Consider the following 17,885-nt stretch of genomic DNA (forward strand, 5'->3'; position numbering starts at 1 on the left):
TGCCCCCTATGTTAATGAATACCCATGAACTTAAATTGGGTTTAAATAAAAAGCCCCGCATTATGCAGGGCTCTTTAGATATCTACTCTATGAATCTAAATAAAGACTTTTAATGGCGGAGAGGGAGGGATTCGAACCCTCGGTAGGTTTGACCCTACGCCTGATTTCGAGTCAGGTACATTCGACCACTCTGCCACCTCTCCAAGCTTTGTATTGTATCGCTTTAGGTATGGCTTGAATTGGCTAGACGATCGACTACCCTGCGGGCAATGTTCTTAATCCAAGGCTTCGCTTGCCAGTGTGACTGAGCAAAGCGATTAATTTGATCTTGATATTTCAAGGTAAGACCAATCACATCGAGACCCTCCAGAAACATCTGCTGATGTCTTGCGGACATTGAAAATGTAAAACGGTGCTTTAGGGTACTGACAATACCATTCTCAATATCGATCTTGATTTGAATGGGGCCACATTGTTCATCCGCATCCTTCATCAAAGCCTGTACCTGATCTTCCGGTAACACTACGAGCAACAGTCGATTGCCCATTGCATTCGAATAAAATATCTCGGCAAAGCTTGAAGCGATAACCGCTTTAAAGCCATATTGCTGCATGCCCCAAACTGCATGTTCGCGACTAGATCCACACCCATAATTTGGCCCTGCGATTAAAACGTCTGTTGACGCATAGGCTGCTTGATTCAAAAAGAAGTCCGGCTTTAACCGCCCCTCATCATCAAAGCGCAAGTCATAAAAAAGGCCATCCTTCAGGCCTGACTTATCAATGCCACGTAAAAACTGCTTAGGCATGACCTGATCAGTATCAAAGTTTGCAATGCGTAAGGGGGCGGCATAGCCTTGAATCATTGTTTGTTGAGACATTTAATCTGCCTTCTTATAGTTTACGAACATCGGTAATTTTTCCTGTAATGGCAGCAGCTGCGGCCATTGCTGGACTCATGAGGTGCGTAATTGCTCCCCTACCCTGGCGCCCCTCAAAGTTACGATTCGTAGTTGAAGCGCAACGCACTCCTGGTTCGAGCACATCATCATTCATCGCAAGACACATTGAGCAACCAGGATTGCGCCACTCAAAGCCAGCAGCAATCAGAAGAGCTGCAATACCTTCAGCCTCAGCCTGCTCTTTCACCGCACCTGAGCCTGGCACAACCATGGCTCGAACACCTTTAGCAACTTTTTGATCGCCCACTACTTGTGCAACGCTTCTTAAATCCTCAATCCGACCATTCGTACAAGATCCTATAAAGACATGCTGAATGGGCACGCCCTCTAGCGCCTGCCCTGCCTCTAACTTGGTATACCGCAGGGCCTGCTCAAGACTTAAATTTTCTACAGGATCAGAAAAAGAATTGTGATGTGGCAACAGATCACCAATTGCCACAGTCTGATCAGGACTTGTACCCCAGGTAACATGTGGCGCAACGGTGCTAGCATCGAATTGATGTTCAATATCAAAATGAGATCCGATATCAGACTTTAGGTCACCCCAAGAGATCAGCGCTTGATCTCGAATCTCGCCGACCATATCTTGAGCACGTTGCAATACATAGTTAATGGCGGTTTGATCAGGCGCGATTAATGCGCCACGAGCGCCAGCCTCTACCGCCATATTACATAGAGTAAAACGGGCTTCAATCGTTAGCGCTTCAATAGCGCTTCCACAAAATTCAATCACGCAACCAATTGCACCTTTGGCACCAATTTTGCCGATGATCATCAGAATCAAATCTTTAGATGTGCTGCCGACTGGCAACACTCCATTGACGGTAATTCTCATATTTTTTGCAAGACGGTAAACCAAGGTCTGCGTGGCCAGTACATGCTCAACCTCTGATGTGCCAATACCAAAGCCTAGAGCCCCTAAAGCCCCATAAGTCGTTGTGTGACTGTCTCCACAAATCACCACCATTCCCGGTCTTATCATGCCGTGCTCTGGGGACACTACATGCTCAATCCCTTGGAGATGATCGTTTGTATCAAATAGTGGAATGTGATGTTTATCACAATTACGCTTTAGATTGACAGCCTGCAATGCAGATGCTGGGTCAGCAATAATCCTGGGAGAGGTGTGATGCGTTGGAATAATGTGGCTAACTACTGCCACATTCTGTCCGGGAATAGGTACCCCATACCCCTTTTCCTCCAAGCCCGCAAATGCTTGTGGACTTGTATATTCATTCATTAAATGCAAATCACAAAACAGCAGAACATGTTCTTGATCAAGCACAGTCACTGTGTGTGAATCCACCAACTTCTGATACAGAGTTTTTACTGTCATCTCAGTCCTGTAAAGCGACTAGCGATACTACTAATTTTAAATAATGGCTCATAGGTTAGTTATCAGCCTTAATTCCAGCTTTAGCAATCACACCACCCCAAAGGTTGTATTCCTTTTTCATATAAGCTGCCATTTCATCAGGAGTTGATGGTGTAGGGTCTAAGCCCTGCATCAGTAGCTTCTCTCGAATTTGTGGATCGCGCAGAGCCTTATTAATCGCAGCATTTAACTTATTGACAATGGCTGGTGGCGTCTTAGGTGGCGCAATAAACGCATACCAATTTGCAGCCTCATATCCGGGGTAACCTAACTCGGCAATCGTTGGGACATTGGGCAAGGCTTTGGAGCGCTGGCGACTAGTTACTGCCAATGCATCAACCTTGCCGGATTCAATCAACTGCTTTGCTGTAATGATCGTTGCAAACAAAGAAGGCACGGTACCCCCCAACAAATCATTAATCGCAGGACCTCCGCCACGATAACCAATATGGATCAATTTGATTTTTGCAGTTGCGGCAAATAACTCTCCAGCTAAATGCCCACCGCTTCCAGATCCTGAGGTGCCATAAGCTAATCCGCCCGGTGTTTTTTCTGCAATAGCAACATACTCAGCCAAGGTTTTTGCCTTGAGTACCTGAGGGTTAACAATCAAAGCATTTCCTGAAGTAACCCCTAACCCTATCGGAGTGAGATCTTTTAAAGGATCGTAAGCCAATTTATAGATGTGTGGGCTGTAAGCTAAAGGACCCACAGAACTCAACATAATCAAATAACCATCAGGCGGAGACTTTGAGATCACATCTGTCGCAATATTGCCGCCAACTCCAGGCTTATTTTCGATAACGATAGACTGCCCTAACTCCTTAGATACGTAAGGAGCAATAATTCGTGCGGCAATATCTGTGCCTCCTCCAGGCGCAAATCCCACATATAGGCGAATGGGCTTGCTTGGATAGGCATCATCTGCATACCCCTGTAATGAGAAACAGCAACAACAGAAAAACAAAATAGATCGAATGATCATATTGACCTCAATTAAAGGGGCAAGGGAAAAATGGGATGGGATCTTAACTAATCGACAAACTAAGCAATAAAAGATCGAATGGCTTTATAAATTAAATCCGGACGTTGCTCCTGCGGGTAATGGCCAGTAGGGATATCGGTGCCCTCAAGATCATCGGCCCACTTACCCCAGGCGGTTAGTGGCTTAAAGTGTCTTCCACAATGACTATTACTTCCCCAAAGGACCATCACTGGGCAAGTAATTTTCTTATTATTTGCCAGGTCCGCAGTATCCATCGCTAGATCAACTGATACTGTGGCGCGATAGTCTTCACAGATTGCATGAATTTGCTCGGGAGTAGTGCAACGGGTATATTCAGCCAATGCTTCCGGGGCGAATATTTCTAAGCCAACACCTTTTTTATTCAGCTTGTAATTGATGTAGTAATTTAAATCGCCACAGATTAAGCGCTCTGGGAATGGCTCCTTTTGTGCCATGAAGAACCAATGGTAGGATTCCAGCCCCCAACCCATAGTGACGTTATTCAACACCTCATGGGTGGGAACAATATCCAAGGGAATAAATTTAGTAACTGTTTCGGGATGATCCAAGCACATCCGAAAACCCACGCGCGCACCTCGGTCATGTCCCACTACAGGAAATTTCGAAAAGCCTAACTGAGCCATGACCTTGACCGCATCATTGGCCATAGTACGGAATGAGTATGCAGAGTGATCGCCACCACCGACAGGCTTATCACTATCCCCATAACCACGTAAGTCAATTGCAACCACGGTAAAGTGCTTTGCCAAGGTTGGCGCAACCTTGTGCCAAGTCACATGAGTAAGTGGATTGCCGTGAATCAATAAAAGGGGTGGGCCACTGCCCCCAATAACACCATTGATATTGACGCCATCACCCGGCAATTTGAAAGGTTTAAAGCCTTCCATTAAATTGGCATTGTGTGGAATGAGTGTATCGAACTCTAAAGACTCAATATCAGCAGGAGTATGAATTTTTTTTCTAGTCATGAAGCCATTCCTTATGGATTTTTTCTTGCAGTAGCAAGATTCGCAATCACATCAAAAGCCCTTTTCATTGCGCCAACATCGGCAATGCCTTTGCCAACAATGTCATATGCCGTGCCATGGGAAGGCGTGGTGTAGAGAGTTTTAAGGCCACCAGTTAAGGTAACTCCCTCACTAAAGCCGAGCAACTTGGTAGCAATTTGTCCTTGGTCGTGATACATAATTACCACGGCATCAAAATCTCCCGCACGCGCTTTTAAGAAGACGGTATCCGATGGAAATGGCCCTTCGCACGGCAGATTTTCTGCGCGCAGTTTTTCTAACGTCGGCCGAATAATTTCAATTTCTTCACTACCAAATAGACCGCCCTCTCCATTGTGCGGATTTAAAGCAGCAACGCCAATGCGGGGTTGCGGCTTTCCAAGACCACGCATGGTCTCATGGGCTAGACGCAATGCGCCTTCGATTCTTTCTGGAATAACCAAATCAACCGCTTGACGAAGGCTGACGTGGGAGGTGACGCGGAAAGTACAAAATAACTTAATGAGATTTACTTCGCCGTAATAACCTTCATGATCATTCCACTTTGCAAACATCTCATGCTCATCTCGATACTTCCAGCCACCCTTATTTAAAGCGCCTTTATTGAGTGGCGCAAAGCAAACTGCATCAATTTTTCCAGCGAGCACCATGTCTGTCATCACTTTTAGCGTCTCACCGGTAAGTCGCCCTGACTCAATTGAAGTCAAACCACGCTCAATAACAGTGGGGTCAATATTGCCTAAATCAATCATCTGAATTCCAGGCTTAGACCAATCGACAGAGTCCACGTCTTTTACAACATTGACGGATAACTTCATCTGCGCATCATGCATACCGAGTTCAAGGACCCTGCGGTCACCCACCACCAAAACATTGGCCTTTTCATGGGTTGCTGGATCCGCAAGAAGTTTGACAGCGACCTCTGGTCCTATGCCCGTGACATCACCCAGCATTAGGCCAACAATTGGTTTTTGAATCATTAAATATCCCTCGGTCAAATAGTTATGCAAATATCTTTATAGCAAAAGTAGCAGCAATTTAATACGTTTCAGCCATATTAACTGATGAAATTGAGTTTATAGTTAACATTTATTTATGACTTTAGTTACTTTAAGTTCACTATGAATCAATTCTCAGATATTGCTTTTTTCTCACTCCTAATCAAAAAAGGGGGGCTCAACAGCGCAGCCCAAGAAATGGGGGTAACCCCACCAGCCGTGAGCAAACGCTTAGCAAATTTGGAAGCACGTTTAGGCGTTAGGCTACTCAATCGAACCACTCGGCGTATTAGCCTCACGCCAGAAGGTGACATTTACCTCATAGAAGGTAGCAAAGTATTGAATGATCTTGAGGCTCTAGAGCGAACCATTGCAGGAAGTAAAGTCACACCCAAAGGAACTATTCGAATAGGTGCCACATTGGGATTTGGACGCAAGTACATTGCCCCAGCCTTGTCAAAATTTGCACGCACCTATCAAGACATTGAAATCCAGCTGCACTTAACAGATAAACCGATTCATGCCCTTAAACAGGATATCGACTTGTATATTCATTTTGGTAACTTACCTGATACAAGACTCACCTCCAGAATTTTGATCCCGAATAAGCGCATTCTTTGCGCATCGCCAAAATATCTACAACGACATCCTGCACCGCAAACGCCAAAAGATCTTGGTCAACATCAATGCATCTTTCTTAGAGAGAGTAATGAAACCTTCGGCACCTGGCATTTGCATTCTGGCGCTAGGAATGAAACGATCAAAGTTCGCGGGCAACTCACCACCAATGACGGAGAATCAGCTACCGCATGGGCGCTGGAGGGTCATGGTATTTTAATGCGGTCTATTTGGGAGGTTGAACCACACCTTCAGTCTGGACGACTTCAGCAAATTCTGAATGACTGGGAATTACCATCAGCAAACATATCCTTAGTGATTCCAGCAAAAAATAATATGTCTGCAGCGGTACGTACCTTAGTGGATTTTTTGGTAGTCAGCTTTAAGGATTTATCTCAACACAAAAAATAGCCCGGGGAAATACAGGAATACATTCACCTTAAAGAGGCTGCAGTACTTCTAGCCCGCCCAAGTAAGGTTGCAAAGACTTCGGAATAGCAATGCTGCCATCTATCTGCTGTTTGTTCTCTAGCAAAGCAACCAATGCTCTACCGACAGCAAGACCAGAGCCATTTAAGGTATGCACCAATTCTGGCTTGCCTTGTCCTGCTTTAAATCTGGCTTGCATGCGTCTTGCCTGGAAATCACCCATGCTAGAGCATGAGCTAATTTCTCTATAAGCGTTTTGTGACGGCACCCACACTTCTAAGTCATACGTCTTAGTGCTACCAAAGCCCATATCGCCAGTGCAGAGCAATACCTTTCTGTAAGGGAGCTCTAGAAGCTCTAGAATTCTTTCTGCATGTCCAGTGAGCTCCTCTAATGCTTGCATAGAGTCTTCTGGTTTAGTGATTTGCACCAGCTCTACTTTGTCAAACTGATGCTGCCGAATCATGCCACGTACATCGCGACCGTAACTACCGGCCTCTGAGCGGAAACATGGTGTATGAGCTACAAACTTCATTGGCAAATTGTCAGCATTAACAATCTCATCGCGTACTAAATTCGTTACTGGCACTTCAGCCGTTGGGATGAGATAGAAGTTTTCTGTTTTTGCCTCACCACCCTCGTCTTCCCCACCCATTTGACGCGGAACCTTGAATAAGTCTTCTTCAAACTTAGGAAGCTGACCTGTACCGCGCATGGATGCAGCGTTCACCATGTAAGGTGCATAAACCTCTTGATAGTCATGCTTTGTGGCATGGGTATCAATCATGAACTGCGCCAAGGCACGATGCAATCTAGCAATCGGCCCTTTAAGAACCACAAAGCGCGAGCCACTAATTTTGGCTGCAACTTCAAAATCTAAGCCCAATGGACCACCGAGATCTACGTGGTCTTTAATCTCAAAATCAAAAATGGGCTCTTCACCCCAGCGCTTTACTTCTTTGTTCTCTGTTTCATCTTTACCGGTGGGCACTGACTCATCTGGAAGATTGGGAATACCCATCAAGAAATCAGAAATCTCCGCTTGCAGCGTGCTCAATCTAGCCGCACCAGATTCCATATCGGTATTGACCTGGGCAACTTCAGCCATTTCGGCGGATGCATCTTCGCCCTTACCTTTTTTCATACCAATGGCTTTAGACAATTGGTTGCGCTTTGCTTGCAACTCCTCAGTGCGGGTCTGCAACGATTTACGCTCGGATTCCAGGGCGTTGAATTTCTCAACATCCAATTGGAATTTACGAGTAGCTAAGCGCGCAGCAACTGCGGCGATATCTTTACGGAGTAATTGCGGATCAATCATATGTTGCTCTGGTTCGTTCTGATGAATATTGTGGCTCTAGTTTAAGCGTAAGACTTCTGCCCCTGCTGGCGGGGTAAAGGTAAAGCGATTGGCAGGCAAGTTCACATTGAGCTGGATCTTATCCAGAGTCACCAGAACTACGCTTCCTAAACCATCGGTTAGCTCAAGCGCCTTTGGCAAGCCATTAGCCATACCAATAGAGATCTTTGTATAAGGGAGATCATTTTTATTCTTAGCATTAGGATCTTTCTTAGGGGTTAAGGAAACCCACTTCATACCTAGGCGCTCTTCACCTTCAATTAAGTCAAAGTGCTGATCTAATGAGTTCTCACCAAATAGAATCGCTGCCGGTGTAGAAGCAAGAGCCTGCCCTGCTGGCCGAAAAGTTGCTTGGTTTAAATCCTTATCCCACAGGATCAACTGCTTGCCATCAGCAATCAACTTTTGTTCATACGGCTTTTGGGTATCCCAGATAAAACGGCCTGGCCGCTGAAATACAAAATGGCCTTGTGTTTGACGAACCACCTTTAAGCCTTTGTCTTGTGGCTCGTTAGCCTTAGGAGCGCGCAACTGCTGCTGCACAAAATCACCTTCAGCAGTTTTAGAGTTGCGCACAAACTGGCGTAACTGCTCTGAACCACTTTCAGATTGAGAGAGTGCCGCTCCTGAAAATAAGATGCTTGCAATTGTCAGAATTGCTGTAGTGAGAAATCTTGGCATGGATTCTTATTCGGAGGGGCGATGCAAAATCTCGCGATTGCCGCCGTTACCCATTTTGGATACGAGACCTGCTTTTTCCATATCCTCAAGCAGACGTGCTGCGCGGTTGTAACCAATACGCAAATGACGCTGCACCAATGAAATCGATGGGCGTTTGTTTTCTAGAACAATAGCAACGGCTTGATCATAGAGTGGGTCGGCTTCGCCACCGCCTTCGCCAGTCAATGCATCCACATTGGATTCATCTGCGCCCTCGAGCACGCCGTCAATGTAGTTGGCTTCGCCCTTCTCTTTAAGCCACTCGACAACACGATGCACTTCATCATCAGATACAAATGCGCCGTGTACACGCACTGGCAAGCCAGTACCTGGTGCCATGTAAAGCATGTCACCCATACCAAGCAGTGCTTCCGCGCCCTGCTGATCCAAGATCGTGCGGCTGTCAATTTTGGAGCTTACTTGGAAAGAGATGCGAGTTGGGACGTTGGCTTTGATTAAACCAGTAATGACATCCACGCTAGGACGTTGTGTTGCCAAAACCAAGTGGATACCAGCAGCACGCGCCTTTTGTGCGATACGCGCAATCAACTCTTCGATCTTCTTGCCAGAGACCATCATCAAGTCAGCCAACTCATCAATCACGATGACGATCACTGGTGCTTTGTAGATCGGTTCTGGATCATCCGGCGTCAAGCTAAATGGGTTGGTGAGCTTCTCACCCTTTTCTTCCGCTTCCAGAATCTTTTTATTAAAGCCAGCTAAGTTACGCACACCAAACTTACTCATGAGCTTGTAGCGGCGCTCCATCTCATTCACCGCCCAATTAAGCGCGTTATAAGCTTGCTTCATATCCGTAACTACTGGGCACAACAAATGCGGGATCTTGTCGTAGATTGCCATCTCCAGCATCTTCGGATCAATCATGATCAAGCGTACCTCGTCAGGCTTAGCCTTAAAGAGCAGCGACAGAATCATGGCATTAATACCAACAGACTTACCAGCACCGGTAGTACCAGCAACTAAGCAGTGAGGCATCTTAGCCAAGTCAGCCACCATTGGACTGCCAGAGATGTCCTTACCTAAAGCGAGTGTCAGCAATGAGTGGTTGTCGTTATATACCTGTGAGGTCAGAATCTCTGATAGATACACAGACTGACGCGTTGGATTAGGCAATTCCAAGGCCATACAAGTCTTGCCCGGAATCGTTTCTACTACACGCATGCTGACAACACCCAATGAGCGGGCTAAGTCGCGCGAGAGATTCACAATCTGACTACCCTTCACACCAATAGCGGGGTCAATCTCATAGCGAGTCACTACTGGACCAGGGTAAGCAGCAATCACTGTTACCTGAACATTAAATTCAGCCAACTTGCGTTCGATCAAACGGGAAGTAAATTCCAATACTTCTGCAGAGATCGTTTCTTTTGCTTCAGGCACTGGATCAAGCAGTGCGAGCGGTGGTAACTCAGAGTCTGGAATATCCACAAACAAAGGTTGTTGTTTCTCACGCTCTACACGAGCACTCTTTGGAATCTCTATAGGTGCGCGCACAATTTGCACGGGCGCAGCAACTTCAACACGACCGCGGAATTCTTCGACAAACTCTTCACGCTCCTCAGCTGCTGCTTCACCTAACTTGCGATCTTCTTCGCTGTCGCGACGCTCACGAATGCGGTGATAAGTCACTTCTAGGAAACGCCCGACTTTCTCGGCAACATCCAACCAGGAGAAATGCAGAAACAAAGAGAGGCCAGCACACAGACCAAATAGCAAAACCAAGGTTGAGCCGGTAAATCCGAGGGACATTTGTAATGGGTCACCAATTAGCTCCCCCAAAATACCGCCAGGCGGCCTAGGAAGCTGCCAGGACAGGGAATGCATGCGGATGGACTCCAAACCCATACTGCAGACTAAAGTCAGGCCAAAGCCCAACCAACGCATTAACAAGGAGTCTGGCTTAGCCTCTGGGTCAGGCGGCAACGGAATACTCCACAGCTCACGCCAGCCATTGAGAACGCGGCGCCCAAACAGGGCAACCCACCAAAAAGCAGAAATACCGAAGATATAGAGCATTAAATCGGCTAAATAAGCCCCAAATCGGCCCCCTAAGTTCTTAGGAGCCTCAAAACTGGCATGGGACCAGGCTGGATCAGCCTTGGAATAGGTCAGCAAAATCGCAAATAAACCCAAGCAAAGGCCTAAGGAGATGAACCAGCGGGCCTCTAATAAGAGGCGGGGCATCCTGCCCTGCCCGCCATTCTCTGGGGGCTCGGGGCTCAATGGAGTCTTGGACTTCGGGTATGTGGTTCTTGCCATGTTCTACCGATTGTAATCAAGCAAAACTATAATTTGAATATGACTACAAATACCCCAAAACACTCCAAAGTTCTAATCCTCGGATCTGGCCCTGCTGGCTATACAGCCGCCGTTTACGCCGCCCGCGCCAATTTAAACCCCACCCTCATTACTGGACTGGCTCAAGGCGGTCAATTAATGACCACCACGGACGTGGAAAACTGGCCGGCTGATGCTGATGGCGTCCAAGGCCCAGAGCTCATGGATCGCTTTTTAAAGCATGCAGAACGCTTTAATACCGAAATCATTTTTGACCACATTCATACTGCCGCTCTCAAGGAAAAGCCGATTCGCTTAGTTGGCGATTCTGGAACGTATACCTGCGATGCTTTGATTATTTCTACTGGCGCCTCTGCTCAATACATAGGCTTACCAAGCGAAGAGGCATTTATGGGTCGCGGTGTTTCTGGTTGCGCAACTTGCGATGGCTTCTTCTATCGCAATCAAGATGTTTGCGTAGTGGGTGGTGGTAACACTGCAGTTGAAGAAGCACTCTACCTCACTGGTATTGCTAAAAAAGTAACCGTGATTCATCGTCGCGATAAATTCCGTGCTGAACCAATCTTGAACGATCGCTTAATGGCGAAAGTTGCTGAAGGTAAAGTGGAGCTCAAATTGAACGCTACTCTCGATGAAGTTCTAGGCGATGAAAAAGGTGTGACTGGTGTGCGTATTAAAAAACAAGATGGCAGCACAGAAGATCTCGCTGTAACTGGCGCTTTTATTGCCATTGGACACAAACCTAACACCGACCTTTTTGTTGGTCAGCTCGATATGAACAACGGCTACCTCAAGACCCACTCGGGGCTTGAAGGTAACGCCACAGCTACCAACATCCCTGGCGTCTTTGCTGCCGGTGATGTGCAAGATCACATCTATCGTCAAGCAATTACCAGTGCTGGCACAGGTTGTATGGCTGCATTAGATGCGCAACGTTACTTGGAAACCTTGGAATAAGAGTTTTAGCAAATAAGCAGGTAACTGAGCAATAAAAAACGCCTAGCAATGCTAGGCGTTTTTGTTTGTTGCAGTTTTATTGCTACTGCATCTTATCTCTTAACGTGAGATCACTGGCAAGAGTGGCACGATGAGCAATGCCACGATGTTGATGATCTTGATCAGTGGGTTAACAGCTGGGCCCGCAGTATCTTTGTAAGGGTCGCCTACGGTGTCGCCAGTAACTGCAGCTTTATGAGCTTCAGAACCTTTGCCACCAAAGTTACCTTCTTCGATATATTTCTTAGCGTTATCCCAAGCGCCACCACCAGTACACATCGAGATCGCCACAAACAAGCCGGTCACAATTGTGCCCATGAGTAAGCCACCCAATGCAGCAGGTCCTAACAAGAGACCGACGACGATTGGAGCTACCACTGGCAAGAGTGAAGGAATAATCATCTCTTTAATCGCTGCTGAGGTGAGCATGTCTACTGCTTTGCCGTACTCAGGCTTGGCAGTGCCTTCCATGATTCCAGGGATATCACGGAACTGACGACGCACTTCTTCCACCACTGCACCAGCACAACGACCTACCGCTTCCATTGCCATCGCACCGAACAAATAAGGAATCATGCCGCCAATAAATAGGCCAATGATCACCATATGGTTAGACAAGTCAAAAGATACTTGCTGACCAATGCCCTCTAAAGCGTGCGTATAGTCGGCAAAGAGTACGAGTGATGCCAGGCCTGCTGAACCAATCGCATAGCCCTTGGTAACCGCCTTAGTAGTGTTACCAACCGCATCCAATGGATCAGTAATGTCGCGTACTGATTGTGGCAAGCCTGCCATCTCTGCAATTCCACCAGCGTTATCTGTAATTGGACCGTATGCATCAAGCGCAACCACAATACCTGCCATAGACAACATGGCGGTAGCTGCAATTGCAATGCCGTACAAACCCGCTAACCAATACGCTGCAAAAATTGCTGCACAAACAAACAACACTGGGTAAGCAGTTGACTTCATCGAGATACCTAAACCAGCGATGATGTTGGTGCCATGTCCCTTAGTAGATGCCTCAGCAATATGTTGCACTGGCTTGAACTGAGTACCGGTGTAGTACTCGGTAATCCACACCAAACCAGCCGTCAGTAGCAGGCCCACTACGGTTGAACCAAACAAGCGCCATTGGCTACCCGGAATGCCCAAGGCATCATCCGGCATGATGAAGTTTGTTACGAAATAGAAGGCAATCAGCGATAAGCCGCCAGCAATGATCAAGCCTTTATACAAAGCAGGCATCACGTTTCTCATGCCTGGCGTTGCCTTTACAAATGAACAGCCAATAATCGAAGCAATGATAGAAACGCCACCGAGTACTAATGGATAAATAATTGCAGCAACTGGAGCACCAGTAACCATCAATGAGCCCAAGACCATGGTTGCAATTAAAGTTACCGCATAAGTTTCAAATAAGTCTGCTGCCATACCTGCGCAGTCACCGACGTTATCGCCAACGTTGTCAGCAATTACCGCAGGGTTGCGTGGGTCATCTTCCGGGATCCCTGCTTCAACCTTACCAACCAAGTCTGCACCTACGTCAGCACCTTTAGTAAAGATACCGCCGCCTAAACGAGCGAAAATCGAAATCAGTGATGAGCCAAATGCCAAACCAATCAATGGATGCAATACAGAAGAGAGGTCTTGTCCTGCGCCAATCGATACGAGGAACATGAAGAACAAGCCAACGCCCAAGAGACCAAGGCCAACTACCAACATGCCAGTAATTGCGCCGCCTTTGAAGGCTACGTTCAGGGCTTCGTTCATGCCTTTAGTAGCTGCTTCTGCAGTTCGAACGTTTGCTCGAACAGAAACATTCATACCAATAAAGCCGCAAGCACCAGAGAGAACGGCGCCAATGACAAAGCCAATCGCAGTCGCAAAATCGAGGAAGAGCGCCATGAGAATGGTTAAAACGACCCCTACAACAGCGATCGTTTTATATTGGCGCGACAAATACGCTGCCGCACCCTGCTGAATCGCCTCAGCAATTTCTTGCATCTTGGCATTACCCGTACTTTGCTTCAAAATCCAGCCGCGCATCACAAAACCGTAAATCACGGCTATGACACCGCACGCTAAGGCAAAATACAAGCCTAAAGTGACATTACTCATGCTTGAACTCCCTAAAGTTAATGATTTATTAATCATTTGTTAGTCTTTACTGTTTGCATATCCTGCACTTAGGTAGACCGGTTTTCGAAAGCTTTAAACTATGGTCTTTAAGCCGTATCAGTATGTAACAGAATTACCCCTGCTCCCCCTTGATAGGATCAGGGTATTTACTAATCATTATTCGGAGTATTTATGAGTCTCGAAAAGGTCAAGCCAGGTAAAAAGATCCCTGAAAGCTTCAACGTCATTATTGAAATCCCAATGAACGCTGATCCAGTGAAGTATGAAGTGGATAAAGAGTCTGGCGCAATTTTTGTTGACCGATTTATGGGTACTGCAATGCACTATCCATGTAACTACGGCTATATCAACAAAACGATCGCTGGTGATGGCGACCCTGTTGACGTTCTCGTAATTACTCCCTTCCCACTCATTCCAGGTGTAGTTGTTTCATGCCGCGCAATTGGCGTACTGCAAATGGAAGATGAAGGCGGTGAAGATGCCAAATTATTGGCCGTTCCAGAAGACAAAATTTTGCCTATCTATACACACTGGCAAAAACCAGAAGACATGAACCCATTACGTTTGAATCAGATTCAACACTTCTTCGAGCACTATAAAGATCTCGAAAAAGGCAAATGGGTAAAAGTGCGAGGCTGGGGCGGCGTTGCCGATGCTCATAAAGAGATTCTTGAGGGTATCGAGCGTTACAACAAAGAGCACGCTTAATTTATTGATTACTTTTATTCATTTAATTCATTACCAGCAAAGGCTTTGTGAATCGGAGTGAGCGCACAGAAAATTGCTTTAGCCCAAATCAACCCATTACTGGGTGATTTGGCTGGCAACGCGCAGCTCATTTACAAAGCCGCTCTAGAAGCCCATTCTCAGGGTGCCAAACTCGTAATAACCCCAGAGCTCTCGCTCACAGGCTATCCTCCAGAAGACTTACTGCTCCGCCCCGCTTTCATTGAAGCGGCACAGTTACAGCTTGAGCTCCTTATGAAAGAGTTAGCTCAGTATCCTGAGCTGACAGTCATCGTGGGTCATCCCAAACAAACATCGCAGGGCTTGCAAAACTACGCATCCGTTTTACAAAACGGCAAAGTGATTGCAGGCTATGCCAAACAAGAATTACCTAATCATGAAGTGTTCGACGAAGTGCGTTACTTCGTTCCTGGTAACCAAGCATGTGTCTTTGAGTGTGAAGGTATTCGCTACGGATTAATTCTGTGTGAAGATGCCTGGCATGCTGGGCCTGCTAAGCAAGCACATGCTGCTGGCGCACAAGTACTGCTCGTTCCGAATGCATCTCCCTATCACCTGAAAAAAGAAGCGCTACGCATTGATGTGTTGCGTGGACATATTGCTCAAACCAATATGCCACTGGTTTATGTGAATGCCGTTGGCGGTCAAGATGAATTGGTTTTTGATGGCGGCTCATTTGCTTTAAATGGCAAAGGTGAAGTTGTCATGGCAATGCCTCAGTTTGAAACTGGCTTAGGTCTTGTTGCAGTCTCATCCTCCGGTCAACTGGAAAAAGGTGTAATCACCTCACCCCAATCCGTTGAGGCACAGGCTTATCAAGCCCTGGTCTTAGGTGTACGTGATTACATCACTAAAAATCGCTTCCCAGGGGTCATTATTGGCCTATCTGGAGGTGTAGATTCCGCTCTGGTGCTGGCAATTGCGGTAGATGCCCTAGGTGCCGATAAAGTACGTGCCGTCATGATGGCTTCACGCTATACCGCAGACATCTCCTGGATTGATGCACGTGAGATGGCTGAGAACTTGGGCGTGCAATACGATGAAATCCCCATTAGCGGACCAGTAGATGCTTTAGAGACTTCTCTGGCAGAGCAATTCAAAGGTTTGAAAGTAGACGCTACTGAAGAAAATATTCAGGCACGTGTGCGCGGTACTTTATTAATGGCCCTCTCGAACAAAACAGGTCGGCTGGTTTTAACCACCGGCAACAAGAGTGAAATGGCTGTTGGCTACTGCACTCTCTATGGCGATATGGCTGGCGGTTTTGCAGTGATCAAAGATATTGCAAAGACCCTGGTGTATCGCTTGTGTGCTTATCGCAATAGCATTGCGCCAATTATTCCGGAACGGATCCTAACTCGTGCCCCTTCAGCAGAATTACGTCCCGATCAAAAAGATCAAGATAGCCTGCCATCATATGAAGTTCTAGATGGGATCGTGGAGCGCTACATGGAGCAAAACCAATCTATCACCCAGATCATTGCCGCCGGTTTTGATGCGGAGAGCGTAGAAAAAGTGACTCGCTTAATTAAGTTAAACGAATACAAACGTCGTCAAGCACCCCCAGGGGTTCGCGTGACCACCCGCGCTTTTGGCCGGGATTGGCGCTACCCAATCACTTCACAATTTAGAGCCTAGAGAGTTCAAAATAGCTTGGTTTTTGGCAAGTCGTTCAAGTTCTAGGTATGATTACTGCATTAGGGGGAAGAAATGAAATTAATTACATCCATCATTAAGCCGTTCAAACTCGATGAAGTACGTGAATCATTGGCTGAAGTAGGCGTTACCGGCCTGACCGTTACTGAAGTTAAAGGCTTTGGCCGTCAAAAAGGCCATACCGAGCTCTATCGCGGCGCTGAATACGTAGTCGACTTTTTACCTAAAGTAAAAGTGGAGGCAGTTGTTTCTGATGACCGTGTTGAAGTTGCTATCGAAGCCATCACGAAAGCTGCTCGCACTGGCAAGATTGGTGATGGCAAGATTTTTGTTACTGCAGTTGAACAAGTGATTCGTATTCGTACTGGTGAAACAGATAACGCAGCAGTTTAAAAATAGGTTTAACGTAACATACAAACGCAGCGGCTTAATTAGCCGCTGTTTTTATTTGGATTAACGTAGTTGAGAGTCGGAAGAAGTGACTGGAGCTGCAGGCTGAATCATTTCAGCTGGTTCCAAAATAATTGTCTTACTAGCTGTGTTACCCGTGCGAACCTTAGCACCTTGATAGTACAAGTCCACTTGATTTAAACCACCGGTGAGCACTTTGAATGGCGGCTTGCCAAAAATGCTGGCTCCAACGCCAGGCTCTAAAGTTTTATTTTGAGTTTTGCCAGTAGCATCTACAACGCAAACGGTTTGAGCAGTCTTGGACTGCAGATAAACCATGTCGCCGGCTTTTTTTGGCGCATCTGGCTTGTAGTTCATTGCCGAAGCATCAGCAGCTGGGCATTCAGCAGAAACAGCTGCCGGCGCTGGTACTGGTGCTGGTTTGGCGTCCGCTACAGGCTCTGGAGTAGTGGCTGGCGCAGGCTCTGGTGCCACCTCTTCAATAATGACCAATTCCTCTTTTACCGGCTCAGGAAAAAATAAGGGGCGTAGATTAATAACAGCAAAAATCACTACTGCAGCAATTACCAAGAGCAGGAAGAATTTCTTTTTAGGACTTCCCTTAGCTTTTGATTGCACTCGATAGTCGACTACGCTTTCAGTAGTTTTTTTGGCGATTGTTTTTTCAGGCTTTGACTCTGCAGCCTCTTCTTTTTCAGGCTTTAATTTTTTATCTACTGCAGAGGCTTCTGTCTCCTCCCGAAATCTTTCCTGTACTTCATCCGCTTTAACGGGCTGCGCAACACCAGAAAAATCAAATGCATCTTCTGGGGTGAGCTTTAATAGAGTGGCGACTTTTTTTGCCGCTGTGAATTTAACTTGAGCACCATAGAAGCTGCTCATTTCGCCATTCTCAAGCTGTTCGATTTGACGAACAGAGAGACATGCCATTCCAGACAAATCCTTTGCACTTAAACCAAGACTTTCTCTGGCCTTAGTAAATGCCTCTTTTCGAATCTCGGGAAGTTTTGCTTTTATAACCACTGCAGGCTTGTCTCGCTATTTGTTATTGATATAACTCTAATTCATTGATTACTTTAACGCTTTATTTGATATTAGTACTTTTATACCAATTGATAA

The 17,885-nt window shown here is 46.4% G+C and carries 15 protein-coding genes and 1 tRNA gene; 5 read left to right on the top strand and 11 right to left on the bottom strand.

Annotated elements, in window-relative coordinates; all coding sequences use genetic code 11:
* Positions 1-113 precede the first annotated feature (113 nt).
* From AOC21_RS06435 to AOC21_RS06460, 6 genes are all read right to left on the bottom strand, one after another.
* Positions 114-203: transfer RNA gene (locus tag AOC21_RS06435), tRNA-Ser, on the bottom strand.
* Positions 204-223: 20 nt separating this feature from the next.
* Entirely contained in the window at positions 224-880 is a 657-nt protein-coding gene (gene leuD / locus AOC21_RS06440; RefSeq protein ID WP_215391188.1) for a 3-isopropylmalate dehydratase small subunit, read from the bottom strand.
* A 13-nt stretch (positions 881-893) separates the two neighbouring features.
* Complete coding sequence (gene leuC, locus AOC21_RS06445; RefSeq protein WP_215391189.1) at positions 894-2,297, bottom strand: 3-isopropylmalate dehydratase large subunit; 1,404 nt, start codon at positions 2,295-2,297, stop codon at positions 894-896.
* A gap of 55 nt (positions 2,298-2,352) precedes the next feature.
* Positions 2,353-3,321: a tripartite tricarboxylate transporter substrate binding protein gene (locus AOC21_RS06450; protein ID WP_215391190.1), complete on the bottom strand. Its 969-nt coding sequence runs from the start codon at positions 3,319-3,321 to the stop codon at positions 2,353-2,355.
* 59 nt (positions 3,322-3,380) lie between these two features.
* The gene (locus AOC21_RS06455; RefSeq protein ID WP_251371473.1) at positions 3,381-4,331 is read right to left on the bottom strand and encodes an alpha/beta fold hydrolase; all 951 of its coding nucleotides are present in this window, start codon (positions 4,329-4,331) and stop codon (positions 3,381-3,383) included.
* A gap of 11 nt (positions 4,332-4,342) precedes the next feature.
* Positions 4,343-5,350: a PdxA family protein gene (locus AOC21_RS06460; RefSeq protein ID WP_215391191.1), complete on the bottom strand. Its 1,008-nt coding sequence runs from the start codon at positions 5,348-5,350 to the stop codon at positions 4,343-4,345.
* 141 nt (positions 5,351-5,491) lie between these two features.
* On the opposite strand from AOC21_RS06460, the gene AOC21_RS06465 reads away from it, so the two are divergent.
* The gene (locus AOC21_RS06465) at positions 5,492-6,397 is read left to right on the top strand and encodes a LysR family transcriptional regulator (RefSeq protein ID WP_215391192.1); all 906 of its coding nucleotides are present in this window, start codon (positions 5,492-5,494) and stop codon (positions 6,395-6,397) included.
* Positions 6,398-6,425: 28 nt separating this feature from the next.
* On the opposite strand, the gene serS is transcribed toward AOC21_RS06465, so the two are convergent.
* The 3 genes from serS to AOC21_RS06480 are packed head-to-tail and all read right to left on the bottom strand — an operon-like array spanning position 6,426 to position 10,775.
* Positions 6,426-7,736, bottom strand: coding sequence for a serine--tRNA ligase (gene serS / locus AOC21_RS06470; protein WP_215391193.1), 1,311 nt, complete (start codon positions 7,734-7,736; stop codon positions 6,426-6,428).
* 36 nt (positions 7,737-7,772) lie between these two features.
* Positions 7,773-8,456 (bottom strand): outer membrane lipoprotein carrier protein LolA, encoded by a 684-nt coding sequence (locus tag AOC21_RS06475; protein WP_215391194.1) that lies wholly within the window; start codon positions 8,454-8,456, stop codon positions 7,773-7,775.
* Positions 8,457-8,462: 6 nt separating this feature from the next.
* The gene (locus AOC21_RS06480) at positions 8,463-10,775 is read right to left on the bottom strand and encodes a DNA translocase FtsK (RefSeq protein WP_215391195.1); all 2,313 of its coding nucleotides are present in this window, start codon (positions 10,773-10,775) and stop codon (positions 8,463-8,465) included.
* A gap of 39 nt (positions 10,776-10,814) precedes the next feature.
* On the opposite strand from AOC21_RS06480, the gene trxB reads away from it, so the two are divergent.
* A complete protein-coding gene (gene trxB, locus AOC21_RS06485; protein ID WP_215391196.1) occupies positions 10,815-11,771 on the top strand; it encodes a thioredoxin-disulfide reductase in 957 nt (318 codons plus the stop codon).
* A 99-nt stretch (positions 11,772-11,870) separates the two neighbouring features.
* Here trxB and AOC21_RS06490 read toward each other — a convergent pair whose 3' ends face one another.
* Positions 11,871-13,931 carry a sodium-translocating pyrophosphatase gene (locus AOC21_RS06490; RefSeq protein WP_215391197.1) on the bottom strand — a complete coding sequence of 687 codons (2,061 nt, stop codon included), beginning with the start codon at positions 13,929-13,931 and terminating at the stop codon, positions 11,871-11,873.
* 192 nt (positions 13,932-14,123) lie between these two features.
* Between AOC21_RS06490 and ppa the strand changes: the two genes are divergently transcribed.
* The 3 genes from ppa (at position 14,124) to AOC21_RS06505 (ending at position 16,748) form a co-directional block, all read left to right on the top strand.
* Positions 14,124-14,660: an inorganic diphosphatase gene (gene ppa, locus AOC21_RS06495; protein WP_215391198.1), complete on the top strand. Its 537-nt coding sequence runs from the start codon at positions 14,124-14,126 to the stop codon at positions 14,658-14,660.
* Between the two features lie 57 nt (positions 14,661-14,717).
* On the top strand, positions 14,718-16,337 hold the full coding sequence (locus AOC21_RS06500; protein WP_215391199.1) for an NAD+ synthase: 1,620 nt from the start codon (positions 14,718-14,720) through the stop codon (positions 16,335-16,337).
* Between the two features lie 72 nt (positions 16,338-16,409).
* Positions 16,410-16,748, top strand: coding sequence for a P-II family nitrogen regulator (locus tag AOC21_RS06505; RefSeq protein WP_215391200.1), 339 nt, complete (start codon positions 16,410-16,412; stop codon positions 16,746-16,748).
* A 60-nt stretch (positions 16,749-16,808) separates the two neighbouring features.
* On the opposite strand, the gene AOC21_RS06510 is transcribed toward AOC21_RS06505, so the two are convergent.
* Positions 16,809-17,789, bottom strand: coding sequence for a helix-turn-helix domain-containing protein (locus AOC21_RS06510; RefSeq protein ID WP_215391201.1), 981 nt, complete (start codon positions 17,787-17,789; stop codon positions 16,809-16,811).
* Positions 17,790-17,885: the final 96 nt, after the last annotated feature.

The organism is Polynucleobacter sp. VK25, from assembly GCF_018687355.1.
GTDB lineage: Bacteria > Pseudomonadota > Gammaproteobacteria > Burkholderiales > Burkholderiaceae > Polynucleobacter.

Excerpts from the sequence above, each read along its gene's own strand:
- AOC21_RS06505 (WP_215391200.1), top strand. The coding sequence starts at position 16,410 with ATGAAATTAATTACATCCATCATTAAGCCGTTCAAACTCGATGAAGTA.
- AOC21_RS06460 (WP_215391191.1), bottom strand. The coding sequence starts at position 5,350 with ATGATTCAAAAACCAATTGTTGGCCTAATGCTGGGTGATGTCACGGGC.
- AOC21_RS06465 (WP_215391192.1), top strand. The coding sequence starts at position 5,492 with ATGAATCAATTCTCAGATATTGCTTTTTTCTCACTCCTAATCAAAAAA.
- AOC21_RS06450 (WP_215391190.1), bottom strand. The coding sequence starts at position 3,321 with ATGATCATTCGATCTATTTTGTTTTTCTGTTGTTGCTGTTTCTCATTA.
- trxB (WP_215391196.1), top strand. The coding sequence starts at position 10,815 with ATGACTACAAATACCCCAAAACACTCCAAAGTTCTAATCCTCGGATCT.
- leuC (WP_215391189.1), bottom strand. The coding sequence starts at position 2,297 with ATGACAGTAAAAACTCTGTATCAGAAGTTGGTGGATTCACACACAGTG.
- AOC21_RS06490 (WP_215391197.1), bottom strand. The coding sequence starts at position 13,931 with ATGAGTAATGTCACTTTAGGCTTGTATTTTGCCTTAGCGTGCGGTGTC.
- serS (WP_215391193.1), bottom strand. The coding sequence starts at position 7,736 with ATGATTGATCCGCAATTACTCCGTAAAGATATCGCCGCAGTTGCTGCG.
- ppa (WP_215391198.1), top strand. The coding sequence starts at position 14,124 with ATGAGTCTCGAAAAGGTCAAGCCAGGTAAAAAGATCCCTGAAAGCTTC.
- AOC21_RS06475 (WP_215391194.1), bottom strand. The coding sequence starts at position 8,456 with ATGCCAAGATTTCTCACTACAGCAATTCTGACAATTGCAAGCATCTTA.
- AOC21_RS06455 (WP_251371473.1), bottom strand. The coding sequence starts at position 4,331 with ATGACTAGAAAAAAAATTCATACTCCTGCTGATATTGAGTCTTTAGAG.
- AOC21_RS06480 (WP_215391195.1), bottom strand. The coding sequence starts at position 10,775 with ATGGCAAGAACCACATACCCGAAGTCCAAGACTCCATTGAGCCCCGAG.
- leuD (WP_215391188.1), bottom strand. The coding sequence starts at position 880 with ATGTCTCAACAAACAATGATTCAAGGCTATGCCGCCCCCTTACGCATT.